19 protein-coding genes, 1 tRNA gene and 2 pseudogenes are annotated in these 23535 nt (G+C 35.4%); 2 read left to right on the top strand and 20 right to left on the bottom strand.

Annotation, left to right across the window (positions count from 1 at the left end; genetic code table 11):
- Positions 1-60: 60 nt before the first annotated feature.
- The 11 genes from Bho11B_RS04845 to Bho11B_RS04900 form a co-directional block, all read right to left on the bottom strand.
- Positions 61-1764, bottom strand: a complete 1704-nt coding sequence (locus Bho11B_RS04845) for a BID domain-containing T4SS effector (protein ID WP_078674152.1) — start codon at positions 1762-1764, stop codon at positions 61-63.
- Between the two features lie 143 nt (positions 1765-1907).
- A complete protein-coding gene (virB11, locus tag Bho11B_RS04850; RefSeq protein ID WP_078673798.1) occupies positions 1908-2978 on the bottom strand; it encodes a P-type DNA transfer ATPase VirB11 in 1071 nt (356 codons plus the stop codon).
- Positions 2975-4174, bottom strand: a complete 1200-nt coding sequence (virB10, locus tag Bho11B_RS04855; RefSeq protein WP_078673469.1) for a type IV secretion system protein VirB10 — start codon at positions 4172-4174, stop codon at positions 2975-2977. The genes virB11 and virB10 overlap by 4 nt, the downstream gene beginning before the upstream one ends.
- A gap of 2 nt (positions 4175-4176) precedes the next feature.
- Positions 4177-5034: a P-type conjugative transfer protein VirB9 gene (virB9, locus tag Bho11B_RS04860; RefSeq protein ID WP_035006348.1), complete on the bottom strand. Its 858-nt coding sequence runs from the start codon at positions 5032-5034 to the stop codon at positions 4177-4179.
- Entirely contained in the window at positions 5031-5699 is a 669-nt protein-coding gene (locus Bho11B_RS04865) for a virB8 family protein (RefSeq protein ID WP_078673470.1), read from the bottom strand. Before Bho11B_RS04865 ends, virB9 begins: the two co-directional genes overlap by 4 nt.
- Positions 5689-6006 (bottom strand): conjugal transfer protein TraJ, encoded by a 318-nt coding sequence (locus Bho11B_RS04870; protein ID WP_235692210.1) that lies wholly within the window; start codon positions 6004-6006, stop codon positions 5689-5691. The genes Bho11B_RS04865 and Bho11B_RS04870 overlap by 11 nt, the downstream gene beginning before the upstream one ends.
- Positions 6007-6183: 177 nt before the next feature.
- Complete coding sequence (locus tag Bho11B_RS04880) at positions 6184-7203, bottom strand: type IV secretion system protein (RefSeq protein WP_305764384.1); 1020 nt, start codon at positions 7201-7203, stop codon at positions 6184-6186.
- Positions 7204-7406: 203 nt separating this feature from the next.
- On the bottom strand, positions 7407-7856 hold the full coding sequence (locus Bho11B_RS04885) for a type IV secretion system protein VirB5 (RefSeq protein WP_172802076.1): 450 nt from the start codon (positions 7854-7856) through the stop codon (positions 7407-7409).
- A complete protein-coding gene (locus Bho11B_RS04890) occupies positions 7853-10207 on the bottom strand; it encodes a VirB4 family type IV secretion/conjugal transfer ATPase (RefSeq protein WP_172802090.1) in 2355 nt (784 codons plus the stop codon). Before Bho11B_RS04890 ends, Bho11B_RS04885 begins: the two co-directional genes overlap by 4 nt.
- Before the next feature lie 9 nt (positions 10208-10216).
- On the bottom strand, positions 10217-10525 hold the full coding sequence (locus Bho11B_RS04895; RefSeq protein ID WP_035006340.1) for a type IV secretion system protein VirB3: 309 nt from the start codon (positions 10523-10525) through the stop codon (positions 10217-10219).
- Complete coding sequence (locus tag Bho11B_RS04900; RefSeq protein ID WP_078673474.1) at positions 10526-10843, bottom strand: TrbC/VirB2 family protein; 318 nt, start codon at positions 10841-10843, stop codon at positions 10526-10528.
- 375 nt (positions 10844-11218) lie between these two features.
- On the opposite strand from Bho11B_RS04900, the gene Bho11B_RS04905 reads away from it, so the two are divergent.
- Complete coding sequence (locus tag Bho11B_RS04905) at positions 11219-11959, top strand: hypothetical protein (RefSeq protein ID WP_035006338.1); 741 nt, start codon at positions 11219-11221, stop codon at positions 11957-11959.
- A gap of 221 nt (positions 11960-12180) precedes the next feature.
- On the opposite strand, the pseudogene glnA reads toward Bho11B_RS04905, so the two are convergent.
- The 6 genes and pseudogenes from glnA to Bho11B_RS04935 all read right to left on the bottom strand — a co-directional run.
- Positions 12181-12522: pseudogene (gene glnA / locus Bho11B_RS04910) on the bottom strand (glutamine synthetase); the annotation flags it as partial.
- Between the two features lie 150 nt (positions 12523-12672).
- Entirely contained in the window at positions 12673-13095 is a 423-nt protein-coding gene (locus Bho11B_RS04915; protein WP_035007364.1) for a DUF2155 domain-containing protein, read from the bottom strand.
- 64 nt (positions 13096-13159) lie between these two features.
- The gene (locus Bho11B_RS04920; RefSeq protein ID WP_035007362.1) at positions 13160-13558 is read right to left on the bottom strand and encodes an NADH:ubiquinone oxidoreductase subunit NDUFA12; all 399 of its coding nucleotides are present in this window, start codon (positions 13556-13558) and stop codon (positions 13160-13162) included.
- Between the two features lie 166 nt (positions 13559-13724).
- Complete coding sequence (gene gatB / locus Bho11B_RS04925) at positions 13725-15224, bottom strand: Asp-tRNA(Asn)/Glu-tRNA(Gln) amidotransferase subunit GatB (RefSeq protein ID WP_035007357.1); 1500 nt, start codon at positions 15222-15224, stop codon at positions 13725-13727.
- A 119-nt stretch (positions 15225-15343) separates the two neighbouring features.
- Positions 15344-16771 (bottom strand): trigger factor, encoded by a 1428-nt coding sequence (gene tig / locus Bho11B_RS04930; protein ID WP_078674153.1) that lies wholly within the window; start codon positions 16769-16771, stop codon positions 15344-15346.
- Between the two features lie 135 nt (positions 16772-16906).
- A tRNA-Leu gene (locus tag Bho11B_RS04935) sits at positions 16907-16989 on the bottom strand.
- Positions 16990-17168: 179 nt separating this feature from the next.
- Here Bho11B_RS04935 and trmFO point away from each other — a divergent pair.
- Positions 17169-18549, top strand: a pseudogene (gene trmFO, locus Bho11B_RS04940) (methylenetetrahydrofolate--tRNA-(uracil(54)-C(5))-methyltransferase (FADH(2)-oxidizing) TrmFO).
- Positions 18550-19143: 594 nt separating this feature from the next.
- On the opposite strand, the gene Bho11B_RS04945 reads toward trmFO, so the two are convergent.
- From Bho11B_RS04945 to clpX, 3 genes are all read right to left on the bottom strand, one after another.
- Positions 19144-19422, bottom strand: coding sequence for an HU family DNA-binding protein (locus Bho11B_RS04945; protein ID WP_035007353.1), 279 nt, complete (start codon positions 19420-19422; stop codon positions 19144-19146).
- A gap of 232 nt (positions 19423-19654) precedes the next feature.
- Positions 19655-22078, bottom strand: a complete 2424-nt coding sequence (lon, locus tag Bho11B_RS04950) for an endopeptidase La (protein WP_035007432.1) — start codon at positions 22076-22078, stop codon at positions 19655-19657.
- Positions 22079-22249: 171 nt separating this feature from the next.
- Positions 22250-23524, bottom strand: coding sequence for an ATP-dependent Clp protease ATP-binding subunit ClpX (gene clpX / locus Bho11B_RS04955; RefSeq protein WP_035007352.1), 1275 nt, complete (start codon positions 23522-23524; stop codon positions 22250-22252).
- Positions 23525-23535 lie beyond the last annotated feature (11 nt).

Here is a 23535-nt window from a genome sequence, read left to right on the forward strand (position 1 = left end):
TATTTTTCCATTTTTGTAAAATAAAAATATGTTTTTATTTTGTTATAAAAAACTCATATTTTAAACGGCCACAGCCATCTGTATTGACTTTTTTATTTTCAATTGTTGAAGTTCTTGACATATTTTTTTTGCGTCATTAACAGTCTTTATAAGTGTTTTCGCTTTATGTTCTGAAATACCAACACTTTTAGCGATTTCTCTATAATTACCATCTCTGAGTTGTTGAGACTCTATCTCTGAAAGACGAGAATTGACTTTAGTCAAAAAGGAAATAAGCTCTTTTTGGATCTTAACACAATTTTCTACATTTAAGGCTTGTGATTTCTCATTTTGAACCACGCTAAGGATATCTTGCATTAGCTTACTAGGCAGTCTTACTTCTTGTAAAAGGCGTTTTTGTTCTCTATCATAATTTCTAATGATTATATTTTTAGTAACTTCTACAGCAGACATATAATTTTTAATTTTTTGACTAAGTGGTGCAAGATTCCTTTCAGCTGTTCTGCGTTTTGGACTCCTTATACCAAATATTTTAAAACCAGCTAGCTTAGCAATAGTCCTAGGATATTTTAAGATTTGCTCAGGAATTTTTTTACTTACTTCTCGTCCTTTATTAATTATATCAATACTTGGATCTAACGCTTTTGAATTTCCATAAACAATTTGTGATAAATTCTCAATTTCTTTTCGATTGTTTTGAAGTTTAATATGATTCTCAATTTTTTGAAGAATTTTTTCTGACGTTAAAGGAGGTATTTTTTCTGCTGGGATGAGAATTTGATCTAAATCTTTATTTATTGAAACTGTAAAAGTAATCTCATCATTAGGTTTTAATGCCTTAAGCTGTTCTGGTGTAAAATAATCTTTGTAGCATACCATATAAAAGTCTACTGTTTCAACTATAATAGAATCCGCATTACTAGCCTTATAAAAACCTGTATAAGTCACACCTTCACGTGGTGTTATGATAATTTGATCATCCAAAAAATTACATGCATGCTTATTATTAGACACAGCATTTAAATAATCCTTCAAAATGCGTCTTTTTTCTGGATTAGAGATATCTTCGAACAAATGTTGCATCGTTTCATAATTTACATTACCTTCTACAGGTATCGCATCATTACAAGCATGTATCATGCGTTTTTGAGTCACAACTGAAAAATCAAGTTTATGGCCTGCAGCTTCAGCAAGTCTTTCAAAAAAGACTCGTTGTACAAGCCCATTCCCATCTCTAAATGGATGTATATAGTTGAGAAAGGAAAAAAGCTTCGTTGCTTCATCAACAAATTCTTCACGCGATAAGCCTTGTAAATTATTTTTTTTCGAAAGCACTTGATCAAATTTATGTAAACTTTTTGAAACTGCTTTACTCTCTTTAAAAAAAGCATCTGAATTTGGTATTTGCATCTTTGAGATGTTAGCAGTTACGCCATTTTTAAATTTAAATGTAAGATCACGCGTATAGCCAGCCCATTCGAACGTGTTTTCAAATAAACATTTATGAATATGTTTCAAATAAGAGGAATTAAACTTATTTGGCAGAGCTTCTTGACGCAAACGAATAATCGCTTGCTCTGAATGATACGCGCTCTTTTCATGAAGAGCTTGAGAATTCTTTATTCCATATTTATTGATTAATACATCACTGTTAGGATAAGTGTAATCACAATCAAAAAAAGACACATCTAATAATTTCTCTCTCTTTCTTATTCTTAAAGGTTTTAAAATTTTTTTTAAAGATTTTAAATTTTGCTTCTTCATGATCATTCGCTCAAATATTATTTTAAATAAATACAACTTTTTCACATAGATTCTTATAAAGTTTTAGATGTTTTAGTATTGATATTTATATTGATACTAAAATCTGAATTTTTTTATTATACTTTTTTTAGTTACCTCCAATTTTAGTTAGCTCCAAAAATATTTCGTTGTTTGAAAGGATCATAATAAATCTCTGTAACTTTAAATTTTCCTTCAATCCGTTTACATTGAACAATAATATCAATCATTGAAATTAATAACCCGCGAATATCATCGCGCTCTAAATGTCCTCCTCCTTCACTTTCTTTAACCAAAAGCGTCATTTGCTCAAATGCAGCCAATGCTGTTGATGCATGAACTGTAGTAATAGAACCTGGGTGTCCTGAATTAACATTGCGAATATAATAGAAAGCAGTACCATCTCGTAACTCTTGTAGAAGAATACGATCAGGACGCATACGCAAGGCGGATTCTAATAATTCTTTTGGTCCAATAGAAGCTAAGCCATACCCACCTTTTGCATAGATCATAGAAACACAATTAAGATGCGGCACAACTAACTCTGGTGTATCTTCAATAGTTATAATACGCTCATCATCAGGAATTTTAGCTATTAATGCTTTTGACAGCGTTGTTTTACCAGCTCCTGTTTTCCCTGAAATAAGAATATTTTTTTGCAATTTCACAGCTTGATTTAAAAAGGAAACAAAATTTTTATTGTAATAATCAATTGCTAATTTATGCTCGACGTTTTTGAGTTCATCAAAACGCAATTGATAGTCATTCAATGGAGTGAAAGAAATCTGTTCACACATTGAAAATAGACCTTTGTTGGCTAGATCTTCGAGCAAATAACTTCGGGATGATGGTTTACGAATTGTCATGCTGATAGTATTTTCTTTTACAGCTGGTGGTATAACAATTTGAATACGCTCATTATTTGGCAAAGTAGCGGATAATATTGGGTTTTTATCGGAAATACTTTGCTTAGAATAGGCCGCGATCACTTTAGCCATACCCATGAGTTCATTAAAGGAGAATTCTGGTACTTCTATTGTTTTCCATCCTGAAATTCCTTCAATCATGACTTGATAGGGACGATTAATAACGATCTCAAAAAGACTTTCATCTTTGAGAAAGTTATCAATTGGTTTAAGTTTTGTTAAAACGATAGCAGTGGTTTCATCGCTTAAATTTTGGAAGTTTTGTTTCATTTTAATGTCACTGTAGAATTTTTATGAAAGTCTCCTGAAAAGGCACGACGAATGACCTGTTTATTATTTTCAACAATTTTCAATTTATATACAGTTGAGAAATCCAGGTCGCGGGCAACAAAAACATTAACCATTTCACCCTGATTTTTGGTCAAGGTTGGAGGGATATTAGCGTAATTGTCCGCGATAATCTTTGCCATATATGTTCCTACAGAAAGGGTATATTTTTCTGAAGACACGGTATCTGTTGTTTGTTCTTGTGTTGTTGGCATTTTTAGTGAATCTAGCCGGTTATTTAAATAATTTGTTCCATCTCTGACGATTGAGACAAGAAGTGCAGAACCAAGTCGTTCAAACCAATGATTGTCAATATCGCCATCAACACCTGATCGACCTAAGAAATCTGTTGCGGGTGAGGATAATGTTATAATAATACCGTCTGGTGTTTTGGCTCTATTCCATAATATAAAGAGACGCGATTGGCCTTTTTTTAAACCCGCACGATATTCACCAATGATTTGCGTTCCTTTATCGAGCAAGACGATACGACCATTGTCTGATAAGATATCTCTAGAAACGATACAGCTCACAAACCCTTGTTGTTCACTACTGATTGCTGTTTCTAAGATACATGGGATGGAAGCTCCCATTGCAATGATGTAATTTCGGTTACCAAGCGTTGATGCACGAACACCATCTAACTTTGTTGGTTCGAGAAGTTGATTAAAGGATTGTGTTGTTTTATTCGAGTTATCATTGCTTTGGTTAGAAGGCACGCTATTATTTTCCGGAATACCCTGTTGCTGATTTGGATTAAAATAGGCTAAAACGGGAGCACGTTGCGCTGCTTCTAATAGTTTATGATCAGATTTTGGCTGATTGATTGTTGGCGCTGGTATTTCAACCTTAGGCAGCAGGGGGGTATTTTTATCAGCTAGCTCTAGAGGAGCTATTGTTGGTTTTATCGATTGGAAAAGCTCTGTTTGTCTGCTTCTTTCTTCTTTCGGCAATTCTATGGGCTGTTTTTTTGTGTCTTTTGAAGTTGAAAGGATTGCATATATTAAATAAATACAGACACCAAAGAGAATAAGAAGAGCAATGGCTTTTCCTAAATTAAAGCCCTCTTTTTTTTCTTGACCATCCTTTATTGTATCGCGGTCATTAAGATTTATTTCGTCCAATTCATCATTATTCATGGCTATTTCTCTACGTTTATTTCACGTTGGACAGAAGGTGATGTTGTACCGGTTTCTGGGTTAATTCCTCTTGGTATGAACCCTTTATTAAAGATACACAGGACTTCGTTACCACGTCGCAAAGTGAATTGCATGGCTATGGCGTGAACAATGACCTGGTTTCTTTTAATTGATTTTGGCACGATAGTTTCTTGTCCATCAAGTGTGACAAGATAAATGGCGGGGATTTCATTATTGTCTAAAAAGGTAAATGTTGTAGTTTTACCATTATCATAGACTGAACTTGGTTCAATGAGGGGTGAACCTTGAGCGATATAAGCCCAATTGCGTGGTCCAAAATGTTCATGCATATTGAGGATATTATCGACAAATTCTTCTTCATTTTTTTGTGCTTTGGCTTGTTCAGCTAATTGTTTACGCAATGCTTCATCTTCTGGATAACGAAACTTTACAAGGAAATATGTGTCATTACCGACGGAAACATCACCTTCACGCACTTGAAGTTCAAATTGATAAGATCGTTTTGTTCCATCTTGACGAGTTGTGACGATTTGTAGATTGGTAATCGGCTGAACTTCACGCGGTTTGAGAAAGACAAAGTGACCAGCTGGTGCTACTTGCCAAGCAACTGAATTGCCAATTCCAATATAGGCAATATTTTCATCATTAGCGAATTCAATCTGTACTGAAGAGCGAATAGATCCAATGATTTTTGTCACATTGTGTGGATCATAATTAATAAATCTAATTCGGTTGTCTTTATGTGCGCTTACGGGAGAAATTTCTGCCCATAAGAAAGACGCATGACAGTTTATTGCAACGAGGAGAGTTAAAAAAAATATTTTTATGACTCTAGTCATTGGACCACCTCTGGATCAGATCTATATGCTGATACTTGAAAGCCAAGCGGGTTAATTAAGCGATCTTCTACTGAAATGCGTGCATTAACGTAAGAAAAATTTAAGACTGAAACCCAATGGAAAATATCTTCTTTTCCATTGGAGTCTCTAATTGTTTTATAGTAACGTACTTGAACGAGATCTTTACTTAAAAAAGAGATCGATTTTATTGTGATTGTCACGGACATATTTTTATAGATATTTTGCGGACTGTCTGGATTATTTCCAGAATACCATTTGGCAAAGCGATTTTGTTCTTCTAGGGAAGATAAAAGAGAAACGATACGAAAGTTATTTTCTGTCTCTGATAATTGGAAACCTTCGCGTGCACGAATATATTTGCTGGCGAAGTAGCGCGTTATTACTTCATCGTAGTTTTGGGGTTCTTCTTTTAGAACACTGACAACATCGACAATACCTGTAGAATTATCCACACGAATAACGAAAGGCTCTACGGTTTTTAAGGGTGTTAATGCCACTACAGCTAAGGCTAAAGCGATTGTCATCAACCCAAAAAGCACAGTCAAGGCTACAGCAATTTTCATTTGTAGTCGCGTACTACGCATACGGTCAATATCAAATGACCGCGCTTCTCTTATATATTCTTTAAATTCATCACTTTTCATGTGTGATCTCCGCATTTTTATAAGAGGGCATTTGATGGTTTATTGTGTCTACAGAAGATGCGGGGAGTCCAATATGAGCTTTTGGTGCCTCATTTTCTTGTGTATTTAGGATAATAGGAGTTGTGATAGGTTTGATCGCCGTATTGTGAATGATGTTATGATGATTCCAGTTCCACTTACCATGATTGAGCATACGAGCATTCTGTCCATTACAGCGTGGAAGTTTTTGGGCTCCACTTTTTAAAGAAGCACAACCAGTAAGTGTTATCAAAAGGATCAAAATGATAGTGATTTTTAGTTGCATCATTTGGACTCGCAAACATTTTGAAAAATAAAACATTGGTGTTTTTCAGTCCATGATTTTACGAAAACATGAACACTAATCTTTTGAAAAAGCTGGGAGAGCTTTGCATGGATTGTGCATACAGTTAATATCTTGTGTGTGAAGGTATTGACTATAGCTACATTGAAGAGACGTTTGAGATTAAAATGAGCCACGTCCACCTCCTTGCATCATTTGCGCAGCTTGTGCAGCGTGTTGTGCAGCCGTAGAACCTCTCGTTACTGCTGCTGCACTTGCTGCACTTCTACCGGCACCAAAGCTTCTTCCAACAAAACCCAAAGTATTAGAAGCCATTGAGATCATTTGTGATCCTGTTGATACTCCAGCATGATGATATGGTCCTCCACTAGAAAGTGCAGAAGCAATGGTGGGAAGTGATTGGAAGAGATCTACGCCCACTATTGAGACGACAAGAACAGGGGGGAGCAAGAAATAGATTGAAGTATATGAACTATCGAAAACATAAAGCATAATTTTGCACATCATTGTTCCAAGCATCATTACGAGAACTTGCAAAATTGTAAAATTAACTAATGTTGTAATCCATGCATCAGAATATCTGCGGGTTACATTGAACAAATATAAACTAATAAAAAGAGGTCCAAGACCTATCACCATGATTAATGTAATTTTTGCAAACATTTGAATAATAAAACCGACTGTACAAAAAAAGATAACTGCCAAAAACATTAAACCACCAATCAGTGCAACCGTAATTTTATTGAAAAATGAAGCATTATTTAGAAACTCTTGATAACGCATATTTGTAACTAATAAGAGATAATCAAAAACATCAGAGTCAACCGGACTGCTATTAAACGCATTCCCAATAGCATTGGCTAAATTACCGAAAAATATATCTTTGATATAAATATTAAATACGTCTGCATTAGTTGCCATTGTTGTCACAACAACGATTTTAATAACATTATTAAGAAGACTATGCATCGAAAGGGCGACGTGGCCAGTCATAACATTGTAACCATATAAAAAGATAAAAATAATGGCTGCAAGATTTAATGGTGCTGCAATAGCAGAAGATAAGCTACTGACTGTTGTATCTACGACATCATTGAGTGGTGTCAAAATATACGAAGAAACAGTTTCGAATGGAGTAAATTTAAAATCTGACTCCTGAGTTGTCGCATTCATCAATTTCATCAGTTTTATCTCATTCCAATTTTATTTTTAATGTTTGATAAATATGAATTTATGATCTTTTGTTGCATTTTCTCCATGCTCTTTCTGTGATTGATGATTTCCATTTAATAATAGAAAGAGCTTGAATGAGAGTATTCATTTGAAAATTAGCCAACTACATTTGAAGAGCTTCCTTTTCTTCTTTTTGACTAACTGGAGTCAATTTAATACTTGACCTTAGCTTTAGCTTGATCCAATTTGTCTTGCAGTGTTTTTTGAAGAGCTTCCTGATTTTTCTGTTCTTCTTTTTCACGTTCTTGTTCTTTTGATTGAGCATTTTCCGATTTCATAATAGAAGAAGCCTGAAGTTTTAGAGTATCTACTTGAAGATTAGCTTGAAGAATAGCCAACTCCCTTTGAAGAGCTTCTTTTTCTTCTGGTTTAAGAGTCTGTGATGAAAATTTGTTATTGATTTCTTGAATCTTTTTCTGATTTTCAACTGCTGAAGTATAAATAGATTCAGCTATTTCTGATGTGGGCCGACTACCTTCTGATAGGGATGTTCCTTGTTGTGTGACACTTTGATAATATGAATCAACTTCTGTGTTTCCCGATTGCGATATTGCATGAGAGATAAAGCATAATGATAAAAACATAATCAGATATTTTTTCATTGGGATTGTTTCCTTTTGTAAAATATAGGTAGCCATATATCCGGATTTTCCCCATATTCACTTATAATTTGGTTGACGAGTTCAACATTTCTACTTGTTCCGCTTAAGACAGCAATTTCGTTATCCATTCCACGTAAATTAAGTTCTGCAACAATAGAACTTTGGCCTTGTTTAATGAGAAAACGACGAGATTCCCTGCTTAATTCTGATTGGATTAGCTCAAATTCACGTTCAGTGAGTTTAAAGTTTTCAACATAATCATTGTAATTGGCTTTTTGATTTGGAAAAAACAGTTGGGTAGGACATTGCTCAATGATTGTGTGAGCGATTGTTGAATTCAAAGCATCTCTAGGGCTTTGTGTGGCAAAGAGCATCATGCCATTTTGTTTACGAATCGTTTTGAGACGATCTTGAGTAAAAGCTTTAAATGAATCATCTTCAAGGGCTTTCCAGAATTCATCGATAACAATAATGATACGTCGACCATCAATAAGATCGAGAATGCGGTTAAACAAATACATCATCAAAGGGCGACGAATTTCTTCATTATCTAAGAAATCCGTCATGTCATAACCTATAAATTGAGCATCTAAATTGAGATCATCGTGATCATTATCAAAGACCCACCCTAAAGCATTACCTTTGATCCAACGTTGTAAACGTATGGCAATACCTTCTGTGGAAGTATTATCAAAAAACAGTTGAAGCGCACTGAAGGAGCGTTGTGATAGAGGAAGACTTTCTAAGGAATTAATCGCTCTAGCAATATCCTGCCGCTCTTGTTCTGTTACTGTTTGGCCATCCGCGGTAACTAATTTTAAGACCCAGTGCTGAAGAAAGAGTTTGTTTTTTTCAGTGTATTCCATCCCTTTTAATGGAGCAATACCAGTAGGTTGACCATTTTTCAGAGGCTTATATTTGCCTCCTCCAGCACGAACAAAGATCTCTGCTCCTTGATCTTTATCAAAAAAGACTATTGTTGGGTTGTGTTTTTGCAATTGTGCAAGAAGAAAATTAACAATGACTGTTTTTCCAGACCCTGATGGACCACATACAAAGGTATTACCAACATCACCAAAATGAAAATTAAAATAATAAGGAGAGCCAGCCTGTGTTTGTAATAAGGCGACGGCAGAACCCCAAACATTACCTTTGAGTTTGCCAATAGGAAAGGAATGGAAGGGGGATAATGCTGCAAAATTCCTGCTGCTAATAGCTCCAGAACGTGCTCGATAGTTAAAGTTCCCAGGAAGTTGTGCCCACCATGCTGCTTCTAACCCTAAATCTTCTCTGGCTATAACGGCCCCACCATTAGTAAGATATGAACGGGCTTTCGACAGATATTCTGTCAATTCTTGTAGACGATCAGAAAAAACAGCTAAAGAGAGATGATGTTCTCCCAAAACAAAACGATTCGATTCTAAATCATCAAGGGCCTCATCAAGGCCATCAATTTGTGAGCTGGCACGATCAGCTACATTAATCATTTGATTTTGTTTACGGCTCATAATAGCGCTTGCAACTGCTTTACTTTTAAAAACAAAGGATTGCGTTAAGATGAATTCAAAGGGCGCCGTCAATAAGCCATCTGTCATACCAGGACGTGTTTTAGAAGGATATTCTTTCCATCCAAACATACCAACAAAGCGTTCATTGCTTTCATGACGAATTTCAATAATTTCTTTGCCGAAAATAACACGATCTGAATAAATCGTTGAGGCAATAGTACCAAATGTAAGGGGTATGCGCTCACGTCTTCCTCCCACCAATTGATGAAGAAATTCACTTTGCTCAGAAAATACAATGTCATTGTATTCGTAAGTAGATAAAAGCCGTGCTCCATAACACTCCAGACCTTGTATAAGATCTTGACTTAACTCTTCAATTTTCCGAATAGCTTCAGAATCTGGTTCCGATTGCATCTTCTTTGCTTGCGTTAAGCGGTGAAAAAAAGAAGCTAACTGTTCAGTTTTATCTGCTGCAGGATTCCAGATAACCGAAAGGAATAGATCATTTCGATAAAGATCTTGCAAAATCATTTTTTGTTTGTATTGCCGATCTAAAGCTGTTGCAAAAGATGAAGAAAATTGACTCTCTGGGTAAATTTTTTCGCGTCGGCGAATGATGTGAGAATATAAAGCGACACGTTCATCTGCTATATTTTTCAAAAGCGTATTTAATTGGGTATGTAAAGAATTTAATTGGCTGATATCTGCAGTATCAAAATTGATTCCTTCGATAGAAATCACTGTCATCAAGCAACGGGAGTCTAATGCAATCACATGCTGATTGACATGACGAACATAAGGGATAAATTCCTCAGGTAGAGATTCCCGTTTCATCACTGACAGTTGTCTCACTTATTTTAGCTCCTTGTATGTACGGACAAGACGGAGAGGAGACGTAGATCCTCCACCCCATCTTGTCAGGTTTTTTTGTTTCCCTCGAGTATTGAGCCACGCGAATAAAACACGAAATTGGTTATGATCGCGTTTTGTGATTTCGCGTAAAATAAAATGCAAACCAACTCCAAGACCGATCATTGAAAAGCTGCTTGTTATGATAAAAAGAGTAGATGTTGCCATGACATTTAAGGCCATTGCTTCTACGGTAACACCTGCAAACATCGCTGGTCGTGTGCAAGCAAGAAAAAGAGTATCTTCATTCATTTATGATGAACTCCCCATTAATAACGTAACAAGAGCCGAAGCACCAAAAACAATACCAATACCAAGAACACAATATGCTGCTTTGCGTAAATCAATAACACCATACATCCAACCAATACCCACAGCGGCAACACAGATCGTTGCAATGAGCTTCGCTGTTGTCCCTGTCATCATTGTAACAATATTCCGCAAAACCGTATCAAGATTTCCCATACTGGCAGTAGCAGAATTAGCATACGCAGGGGTTAACACTGCAAACATTGATAAAAGTAGCGCAAAAGCGATATAATAAATATGCTTAGATATAATGTTTGGCATTTAATCTCCTCTTCAGAAAGAATATTGATTACAAACTGACATCATATTACTTTTACAAATTTAAAAACTTTAAAACTACAGGCCTACAACTTTAAGATTCTTTAATCGCAAGTGTTCTACCAAACTATCACAAAAATTCTTTACTAGAATTCTCCGACTGAGAGACAGAAATTAATCAAATCTATAACCAAAAAGGCTAATGTGGATATTGTTATTTTATCAAAATGACAATATCAAGAGCGTAAAATAATGTTTTTCTTTGCAAAATGTGTTTAATTTGCAACAAATGCTGTTGAGACGCTTTCTTTAAGATCTAGAAAAAAAGCAGAGATGCATAAAAAATTGTAGGATATAGAAACAATAAGGATTGGGCAAATGCGATTTAAATCGATTATTCTTGTCTACATTATCTGCTCTATAGGAATATGGATAATAAGCCAAAACCATTACAAAACAGATCTAGATATTCTCGAACCATTAAAAATGCAAGAAAACCAAGATACAATGGAGATCAAGATCGAACAAAATAAGCACTATGAAACAAGTGTGCCAAAAAAATTAGAAGAAAATGACCCAGATCTCAATTGGATCAATAGCGATTCAAATAATCATGAAGGTGTGTTTAATGGTATCGCATCTGTGACTAGTGGTGTCACATTTAAATTAATAATTCCTGCTGAACAACCTCAGCATAAACCTATCGTCCGAAATATTCACTTATATGGTGTAGATACATGTGCACCCCGTCAAAAAGCAAAATTAGATAATCAAGAATGGCCATGTGGAGCTGTCACAACAGCATGGCTGGTCACAAAAACTCTAGGACATAACTTATCTTGTAAACAAGCTGTTATAGAAAAAGAAACTCACTATGCTCAGTGCTTTGTGCAAGGAGTCGATCTAGCAGAAATAGGGCTTGCAGAAGGCATGCTGATCCTATCAAAAGACAATAAATATTCAGTTCCAACAACATATTTAAGTGCTGAACAAAACGCCTATAACAATAAAATTGGCCTTTGGTCTAGCAACTTTACTGAGCCTATACAGTGGCGCAAAAAGTATGGAACCTATAACCCTTTCGATAACCACCATCAGTTCATGTCTGAATCAAAATAAAATGCAGAAATATTCCATTAAACTTCAAAATACAAAAATAAACCAAACATAATTTTTGAAAAATAGTCTAAAACGCGTAATGATAATAATCTTCTCATCGCTAGTTTCAAATGATCTCCTAATAAACATGCCTTATAAAAATCTATTTGATAGAAGGATAATCCTCTAATGAGAATGCTCTAGCATTCCATCACAATCAAACAAAAATTTTCATTCTTACATTAAACAGAATAATACATATCAAATTCAACAGGATGAGGGGTTGTTTCATAGCGCAGAACTTCTTTCAGCTTTAATTCAATAAAGGAATTAATTTGGTCATCATCAAAAACATCGCCAGATTTAAGAAAATCGCGATCTTTATCAAGAAATTCAAGTGCTTCGCCTAGGCTTCTAGAAACTGTAGGAATGTCTTTGAGCTCTTTCGGTGGCAGATCATAAAGATCTTTATCCATAGCTGGACCAGGATGTATCTTATTCTTTATACCATCTAGACCAGCCATAATAAGCGCTGAAAAGGCCAAATATGGATTCGATGATGCATCCGGAAAACGAATTTTCATTACTTGCCTATAACTATTATGCTTAAATAGCTGATTGGCTTGATAAATAGCATCCCACACAATATAGGTAAAAGTACAATGGAAATCACTTATCTGTTAATCAAAAAGGTAACCACATATTTCTTGACTTACATAACAAAGTAATAACAATCATTCATCTGTAAGAATATCAGAATTTTTTTTGCAATCTTTTAGCCATACATCATAAATAGGATGCTCAACAGCATTTAAGCCAGGACTATCTGCAAACATCCATCCTGTAAAAATACGCCGTGTTTTTTTCTCCAATGTCATTTCACTAACTTCAATAAAACTAGTAGTACGAGCTGGTTCATTTTTAGAACTTGTATAACACACTCGCGGTATTACTTGCAAAGCACCATATTGATAAACCTGACCGATATGAACTTCAAAACTAGTAACCTGCCCCGTAATTTTATCAAGACCTGTGAAAATAACAATTTCATTGCTAATACGTTCAGCTTGTACAAAACTAACTGTAAATAAAACCGCTATACCCCCTAATAAAAAAGTATAAAAAAAATACTCAAATTTTGATAATAAAAGCTTCATAATACCAAATTAATTACACCTGACAAAAATCATTACAAACATAACCAAAGAAAAAATACACCTATTACTCCTCAGGTAACCATGCATCATAATCTTCACGAGCATAAAAGTTTCCATGATTATAAGCAATAGATCCTTTTGGCCGGTAAGCTTCACTTGTACCCGTCATATTTAAAATATGCGATTTCTCCCAACTATATGATTGATAATTTTCTTCCGTAGGTGGTACATCACAACGGTGGTGAATCCATCCATGCCAACCTGGAGGAATACTAGAAGCCTCAGAATAATCTTTATAAATCACCCAGCGGCGTAAATAGCCATCCTTATGGCGACTACCTTCATAATAAACATTACCAAACTGGTCTTCTCCTATACGTTTACCATGGCGCCATGTAAAAAAGCGTGTATTAATAGTATTACCATTCCACCATGTAAAAATTTGCTTGAAAAAACCAGACATTTCTTCTCCTATTTCTTTCGAATCCTCATAAGATCACTCCAACAAGAATAAATTTATTATGATACTTAGAAACATCAATTGCAGTTGAACCAAATAACTAACTATTAATCTGTACGAATTATATCATACGTTAATATCATACTTACAGGATTTTCATCCTGATATATTAATCTATCCCAAGCTTACTTTTAACTAATTTATTAACTGTTTGAGGATTTGCCTTACCTTCTGTTGCCTTCATTACCTGTCCAACAAACCAACCAATCAAAGCAGGCTTCTCTCGTGCTTGAGAAACTTTATCAGGGTTATTGATAATAATTTCATCAACAGCTCTTTCAATAACTCCTGCATCCGTTACCTGCTTCATACCACGCTTTTCTACAATCTGATGTGGATCTCCACCTTCATTCCAAATAATTTCAAATAGATCTTTTGCAATTTTTCCAGAAATAGTTCCAACTTTGATAAGATCAATAATTGCTCCCAATTGGTTTGCTGTAATCGGAGTATCTTCAATATCACGATTATCTTTATTTAAAGCGCCTAAAAGATCATTGATCACCCAATTAGCAACCATCTTTCCATCCCGCCCATGTGCTACTTCTTCGAAATAATCTGCAATTGCTTTTTCTGTTACAAGAATAGAAGCATCATATGCGGTTAACCCCATCTCATTGATAAAGCGCGCCTTTATATCATCAGGTAATTCAGGTAATTCTGAAGCTAAAGTATCTACAAAAACCTGATCAAGCTCTAACGGTAAAAGATCAGGATCAGGAAAATAACGATAGTCATATGCTTCCTCTTTTGAACGCATAGATCGTGTTTCACCTTTTGTTGCATCAAAAAGTCGAGTTTCCTGATCTATTACACCCCCATCTTCTAAAATTGCAATTTGGCGACGTGCCTCATATTCAATTGCTTGGCCAATAAAACGAATCGAATTAACATTTTTAACTTCACAGCGCGTTCCAAAAGGTCCACCAGGACGGCGAACAGATATATTTACATCTGCACGCATAGAGCCCTCATCCATATTCCCATCACAAGTACCCAAATAACGAACAATTGTACGTAATTTTGTCATATAGGCTTTTGCTTCTTCTGATGATCGCATATCTGGTTTAGAAACAATTTCCATAAGAGCAACACCTGAGCGATTAAGATCTACAAAAGACATTGTTGGATGCTGGTCATGCATAGACTTTCCAGCATCTTGCTCAAGGTGCAACCTTTCAATCCCAATTTCAATATCCTCAAACTGACCATTCGAATCTGGTCCAATAGATACAACTACTTTCCCTTCACCTACGATAGGATACTGAAATTGTGAAATCTGATACCCCTGCGGTAAATCTGGATAAAAATAGTTTTTACGATCAAAAACAGATTTTAAATTAATTTTAGCTTTTAATCCTAAACCAGTTCGAACAGCTTGACGAATACATGCTTGATTAATAACAGGCAACATACCAGGCATAGCTGCATCAACAAGTGACACGTGATTATTCGGCTCAGCTCCAAACTTAGTTGATGCACCTGAAAAAAGCTTTGAATTTGATATGACTTGCGCATGAACTTCCATGCCAATAATAACTTCCCAATCACCTGTAGCTCCAGAAATAAAACGCTTAGGATCAGGAAGACGAGCATCAACAATTTTCATTATCAACTCACTATCAACATTTCAAATACACCCAATGGCTAACCTAAAACCATTGCCAGAGCAAGCCTAGAATACACATCAAAAAATAATTTATCAGAACTATTTTATTAGCATAAATTTTAACTTGTTTTAGAGATTTTCTTTTTAGTTGAAGCCTTTTTTATACCTTTTTCTTTTACTGCCGATTTTTTCTTGGCAGAAGTCTTGTCAGTTAAACCTGCTTCATCATATTCTTTCATCAACTCTTCAATTGTCACTTTTTTATCTGTTATTTTTATCTGTGTAAGCAAATAATCAATAACTTTTTCTTCAAAGATTGGAGCGCGCAGATTAGCAACAGCTTCTGGTGTGCGGCGGAAAAAATCCATCATTTCTTTTTCTCGTCCAGGATATTGGCGGACTTGTTCAAAAACTGCAGCCTTTAATTCATCTTCACTTACTTGAACTCCAACTTTTGTACCAATTTCAGAAAGTACTAAACCAAGCCGAACACGACGCTTCGCAAGCATGCGATATTCTTCTCGCGCTTGTTCCTCTGTGATGCCCTCATCTTCAAAACTTTTGCCCATCCTTTTTAAATCTTTATTGATATGATTCCATATATTATTAAATTCAATCTCTAAAAGTTGTTCAGGAATATCAAAACTATAATCTGCATCTAAAGCATCAAGAACTTGTCGCTTAATTTTTTGACGTGTCATAGAACCATATCGACTTTCAACCTGTCCACGAACGACTTCACGTAAGCGATCAAGAGACTCTAAACCAAGTTTTTTTGCTGCTTCATCATCAATTTTCAATTCATCCGGTTTAGCAACAGTTTTAACAGTAATATCAAACTCTGCATTTTTACTAGCTAAATGCGCAGCACTATAATCATCAGGAAATTTAACAGAAATTGTTTTTACATCACCTGCTTTTAAACCAATTAATTGCTCTTCAAAACCAGGAATAAACTGTTTCGAACCAAGAATCAGTTGTGCATCTTTATCAGAACCACCATCAAATGGGACGCCATCAATTTTCCCTAAATAATCAATTGTTATGCGATCATCTTCTTTTGAAGGACCATTCTTTTGCGAATAACTACGAGTAGAAGAAAGAATCCGCGTTACTTGCTCATCAACTTCTTGTTCAGGTATATCAGCAATTTCGCGAACGATTTCAATATTTTTGAAGTCTTTAACCTCAAATTTTGGCAAAACCTCGTACTTCAAACTAAAAACAAAATCAGCCTTACCATCTATAACTTTTTTATCTTCATCTATATCAATTTGCGGTTGCATTGCTGAATATTCATTACGCTCTGCTAAAATAGAACGCGGAGCATCGTTAATGATCTCATTAAGAATTTCAGCCATAAAAGATTTACCGTACATTTTTCGGAGATGATCAGATGGAACCTTACCCGGACGGAATCCTTTAAGTTTGATCTTACCTTTGGTATCATCCAACCGTTCATTTAATTTTGCTTCCAAATCTTTCACTGGAACCACAATCTTAATTTCGCGCTTCAGTCCTTCGTTAAGCATCTCAGTAACTTGCATCGAACAACCTTTATTTCTCTGAGGAGATAGATAAACCTACTCCAATAACAACAATAATTCTAACACTTTAAATGCTAGATCTAGATAAACGGACTTCGTATACACAGCTATCCGTAGCGCTTAAAGCTATTACTTTGGTGCGGATGGAGGGACTCGAACCCCCACGGTCTCCCGCCAGAACCTAAATCTGGTGCGTCTACCAATTTCGCCACATCCGCTCAAATTTATAAACAAAAACTTCATGTCAGCGGCGTTTCTATAGCATTCAATTCCAACCAATTAAAGAAAAAAAGCAAATGGGTATCCTTTATTAACTCAATAAATAATTCTTTTCACAAAATTATAGAGATAAAATTCATCCTTTTCAAAAAGGACTCCTTACACTAAAAAGTAATTCATGTTAAATAAATCGAAAACTCCAATCCATATTATCGGCGGCGGTCTTGCAGGCAGTGAAGCAAGTTGGCAAATTGCTCAATTAGGAATTCCTGTTGTCTTGCATGAAATGCGCCCAAAAAGAAAATCTGATGCTCATAAAACAGATAAACTTGCAGAGCTCGTCTGTTCAAATTCATTTCGTTCAGATGATGCATCAAAAAATGCTGTAGGACTTTTACATGCTGAAATGCGATTAGCCAAATCGTTAATCATGAAGGCTGCAGATAGTAATAAAGTACCAGCTGGAGGTGCACTTGCTGTTGACCGTGATGAATTCTCAAAAACTGTTACAGAAACACTTGAAAAACATCCTCTTATAACCATACAACGCAAAGAAATTCATGAGATTCCTGAAAACTGGCATAATGTTATTATTGCCACTGGTCCTCTTACCACACCAGAATTTTCTCAAGCAATACAAGCAATAACTGGAACAGAAGCGCTTTCTTTTTTTGACGCTATTGCACCCATTATTTATACTGAAAGTATTAATATGGACATTTGTTGGTACCAATCTCGATATGACAAAATTGGTCCTGAAGGAACAGGAAAAGATTATTTTAATTGTCCTCTTGATCGAGAACAGTATAAAATTTTTGTTGAAGCATTGATAAGTGGAGAAAAAGTAGAATTTCGTGAATTTGAAAATATATCCTATTTCGATGGATGCTTACCAATCGAAGTGATGGCTGAACGTGGACTTGAAACTCTAAGACATGGTCCTATGAAACCTATGGGGCTCACCAATACTCATCACCCTACAATCAAACCCTATGCTATTGTACAATTACGTCAAGATAACAAGCTGGGTACGCTTTACAATATGGTCGGCTTTCAAACAAAATTGAAATATAGTGAGCAAACACGCATCTTTAGAATGATTCCTGGTCTTGAAAAAGCAGAATTTGCACGCCTTGGTGGCCTTCACCGCAATACGTATCTCAATTCACCAATCCTTCTTGATGAAAGTCTTCGTTTAAAACAAAAACCACAACTGCGTTTTGCTGGACAAATTACAGGCTGTGAAGGCTACATAGAATCAGCAGCGATAGGATTGCTCGCTGGACGTTTTGCTGCTGCTGAATATAATCATGCTTGCCCTTCTTTACCACCCAAAACTACAGCATTTGGAGCTCTATTGAATCATATTACTGGCGGTCATATTGCTACTATCGAAAAAGGAAAAAAATCCTTCCAGCCAATGAATATCAATTTTGGCCTTTTTCCGCCTATTATTTCGACCAATGACTTAGAAAAACGATCACATAAAGAAAAAAAAACAAGCTATAATTGAACAAGCCTTAAACGATTGTATTCAATGGTTAAAAAATAGTTTTTAACTGAACCATTGTATTTGATTATAATTACTACATTCGCTAATCTAATTTTTGATCTATTAAGTAATTTAGTTTATTGCTAAAAAATAATTTAAGATTGTTCATTTTGCTAACACATGTCTCATTTTTCACTATAATTCGCTATAAAAAGAAAATGTCGTAATTATATAAATATTAATACTCTAAATAATATATTTCTATTATTATAAAAACAATATTTAACAATAACTTATCTAAATATTTTAATATAATAAATGAAAGAACACGACTTGTCAGTTAGATACACTATCCAACATTAATAACGTTAGTAGAAACATCTACGCTTTTTTACACAAAAAATTAAGAAGCAAATTATCAATTAACTAAAAACAGCTATGATAATGATAAAAATAATTAAATAGATATTATCTCAATTACTGTTTAACATAAATACTCGAGTGATTACTTGAATTCCCACTACATAAATTAACACACAGTTCTTATATTTCACCCACAAAGCTAAACAATGTATCTCACAAACATGTACTAACTATTTCTAAGCATTTCTAAAAAAAAACCGGTTTATTTATAAACCGGTTTTTTAAAAAGTAGTTTGAATTATTTATTATTAACAGCTTCTTTAAGACTTTTTCCTGCAGAAAATTTAGGTACAGAACGTGCAGGAATAGTGATTTCAGCACCCGTTGAAGGATTTCGTCCTTTTGTAGCAGCACGATGAGAAACTTCAAAAGAACCAAAACCTGGAATACGAACATCACCTCCTGAAGCTAAAGCTTCTGTAACAGAAGCAATAAAAGCATCAACAGAAGCGCCAGCTTGAGCTTTCGAGATACCTGCTTTTTCAGCAACTGAATTAACCAATTCACTTTTATTCATTAAACATTTCCTTTCCCTATATTGCCGAGTAATAAAATTTAATCAGCTATAAGTAATTTTATTGAAAAGTACAGGAAACAGAAGTGCTATTTTTCCTCAATGCATTGTTTTTTAGAAATAATCGTAGTTATTCACGGAATTTTTTCATTATTTCTCTAAAATAGACAAAATTACAACTTCCTAAATGGCTCTTTTGTGCTTTTTATAGCATAATTATAGCGCATAATGTGAATCAGTGCGCAACTAACATTCCCTCATTATCACTTTCTGGTTTAACAGTTTCAGATATTGTGGAAGATTCTGTCCATTCAATAGGTTCGGGAAAACGAATCAAAGCGTGTTTAAGAACTTCACTTATATGAGTTACCGGAATAATTTCCATGTTATTTTTGACATCATCTGGAATATCAACCAGATCCTTCGCATTTTCTTCAGGAATAAGTACTTTCTTGATTTTCCCACGAAGAGCCGCAAGCAGTTTTTCCTTTAATCCACCAATCGGTAACACACATCCACGCAAAGTAATTTCACCAGTCATAGCAACATCTTTATAAACAGGTATCCCTGTTAACACTGAAACAATTGCTGTTACCATTGCAATCCCCGCTGATGGCCCGTCCTTAGGTGTAGCACCTTCCGGAACATGAACATGAATATCACGTTTATCAAAAAATGGGGGCTCGATACCAAAATCAGCAGCACGAAAACGCACATAAGACGCTGCTGCAGAAATTGATTCCTTCATAATATCGCGCAAATTACCAGTTACAGTCATCTTACCTTTACCTGACATCATAACGCCTTCAATGGTTAGCAACTCCCCACCTACTTCAGTCCAAGCAAGCCCTGTAACAACGCCAATTTGGTTTTCACCATCAATTTGTCCAAAACGATAACGCTTAACACCTAGGAAATCATTAATATTATCATCCCTAATTTCTATAAACTTTTGATCAGTCTTAAGAATTTTTGTAACTGATTTACGTGCTATTTTCATCAACTCACGCTCAAGATTCCGAACACCAGCCTCACGCGTGTAAAATTGAATAATTGATCTTATTGCATCATCAGAAACACTTAATTCTCTTTTAGAAAGAGCATGATCCTTTAACGCTTTTGGCAAAAGATGCCGTTTAACAATCTCCATCTTTTCACACTCAGTATAACCAGCAATACGAATGATTTCCATCCTATCCATTAATGGACCTGGAATATTCAGTGTATTAGAAGTTGTAATAAACATAACATTGGAAAGATCATATTCTACTTCTAAATAATGATCAATAAATGTACCATTCTGTTCAGGATCAAGAACCTCTAATAAAGCTGATGAAGGATCTCCACGAAAATCCTGTCCCATTTTATCAATCTCATCAAGCAAAAAAAGCGGATTAGATTTTTTTGCTTTTTTCATAGACTGAATAATTTTTCCAGGCATAGAACCAATATAAGTTCGGCGATGCCCACGAATTTCAGCCTCGTCACGAACACCTCCTAATGAAATACGAACATATTCCCGACCCGTTGCCTTTGCAATAGAACGCGCAAGGGATGTCTTTCCAACACCAGGAGGGCCTAACAAACAAATAATAGGACCTCGTATTCTTGATGATCTGCTCTGCACTGCTAGATACTCAATGATTCGCTCTTTGACTTTTTCAAGACCAAAGTGCTCATTGTCCATAACTTTTTCAGCAAAACTAAGATCATTTTTAATTTTTGATTTTTTATTCCAAGGAATAGCTAAAAGCCAATCAAGATAATTACGTACAACTGTTGCCTCTGCAGACATTGGAGACATATTACGTAATTTTTTGAGCTCTGCCCCAGCTTTTTCTCGCGCTTCTTTCGAAAGCTTAGTTTTTCTGATACGCTCTTCTAGTTCAGATAGTTCATCTTGCCCCTCATCACCTGCCCCTAATTCTTTCTGAATAGCCTTTAACTGCTCATTAAGATAATATTCCCGTTGATTCTTTTCCATCTGCCGTTTGACATGTGAACGAATACGCTTTTCAACTTGCAAAACGGAAATTTCTCCTTCCATAAAAGAAAGTACACGCTCAAGACGATTACGTATAGGCAATAGTGCTAGTATTTCTTGTTTTTCTGCAAGTTTAATAACTAAATGGGATGCAATAGTATCAGCAAGTTTAGAAGGATCACTAATCTGACTAACAGCACTGACAATCTCAGGAGAAATTTTCTTATTTAGTTTTACATAATTTTCAAAATAAGAAATCACTGACCGAGAAAGAGCCTTGATTTCAACATCATCATCTTTAGTTTCCTCTGCGATAGTTACATAAGCTTGAAGATAATCATCATTCTCAATAAATTGGTTAATTTTTGCACGTGCAGTCCCCTCAACCAAAACCTTTACAGTTCCATCGGGGAGTTTTAAAAGCTGAAGAATTTTAGCAATAGTACCAACATCATAAAGACCTTCTGAAGTTGGATCATCATCAGAAGCATTTTTTTGCGTAACCAGTAATATCTGTTTATCCATTACCATTGTCTTTTCAAGAGCACAAATCGACTTTTCTCGGCCTACGAAAAGCGGAACAATGATATGCGGGAAGACAACAATATCACGAAGTGGCAAAATAGCGTAAAACCCTTCTATTTCCTCGCCTGTCTTTTCATCAATATATTGCATATTTTTCCTTTCTAGAGCCTCTGACTCGCTCATAATACAAGTCACTCTTTAAAAAGCCAACTCTCTACAATAAATGAAATGATAATTATGGACCAATAAATCAAGTAATTACGCTGTTATATACAAAATATCTATACAAAAATAACACAATAGCTAAATTTATATTATAGATCACGCTGATACATTTTCTTTATTTTCTATATGATCTGAATAAATGTAGAGAGGACAAGCCTTGCCTTCAACTACATCGCTAGAAATCACCACTTCTTGAACACCTATAAGAGCCGGTAATTCAAACATAGTGTTAAGAAGTATCCTTTCCATAATAGAGCGTAAACCACGTGCACCAGTTTTACGTTCAATAGCCTTTTTAGCAATAACACGTAAAGCATCTTCATGGAAAACTAACTGAACATTTTCCATTTCAAAAAGACGTTGATACTGCTTCACTAACGCATTTTTGGGTTGTGATAAAATTTGAACAAGCGCACAAATATCTAAGTCTTCCAAAGTCGCTATAACAGGAAGGCGACCAATAAACTCCGGTATCAAACCAAATTTAATAAGGTCTTCAGGTTCTAAATCACGGAATATCTCACCAACACGACGCTCATCAGGAGCCTTAACAGCAGCAGAAAAACCAATTGAAGTCTTTTCACCACGTCCTGAAATAATTTTCTCTAAACCAGCAAAAGCTCCTCCACAAATGAACAGAATATTCGTTGTATCAACCTGAAGAAATTCTTGCTGTGGATGCTTACGCCCTCCTTGCGGAGGAACCGACGCTATTGTCCCTTCCATAATCTTTAATAGCGCTTGCTGAACACCTTCACCAGAAACATCTCTTGTAATTGAGGGATTATCAGCTTTACGAGAGATTTTATCAACTTCATCAATATATACGATACCACGTTGCGCACGTTCAACATTATAATCAGCAGATTGAAGTAGCTTTAAAATAATATTTTCAACATCTTCACCAACATAGCCTGCTTCAGTTAAAGTCGTTGCATCTGCCATAGTAAAGGGCACATCAATAATACGTGCCAAGGTTTGCGCTAAATATGTTTTACCACATCCTGTCGGTCCAACAAGAAGAATATTTGATTTTGCTAATTCAACATCACTACTCTTAGATTGATGAGCAAGTCGTTTATAATGATTATGAACAGCAACAGAAAGAACACGCTTTGCATGACGTTGACCAATAACATAGTCATCAAGAACTGTTAGAATTTCCTGCGGAGTAGGAACACCATCACGCGCCTTAATTCCAGAAGATTTATTTTCTTCACGAATAATGTCCATACAAAGCTCTACACACTCATCGCAGATAAATACGGTAGGCCCTGCAATAAGCTTATGCACTTCATGCTGGCTTTTGCCGCAGAATGAGCAATAGAGAGTATTCTTCGATTCGCTCTCGCTATTGCTAGTTTTGCTCATTTCACTTTCCT

Origin of the sequence: Bartonella sp. 11B (assembly GCF_002022625.1) — a bacterium.
GTDB classification, from domain to species: domain Bacteria; phylum Pseudomonadota; class Alphaproteobacteria; order Rhizobiales; family Rhizobiaceae; genus Bartonella; species Bartonella rochalimae.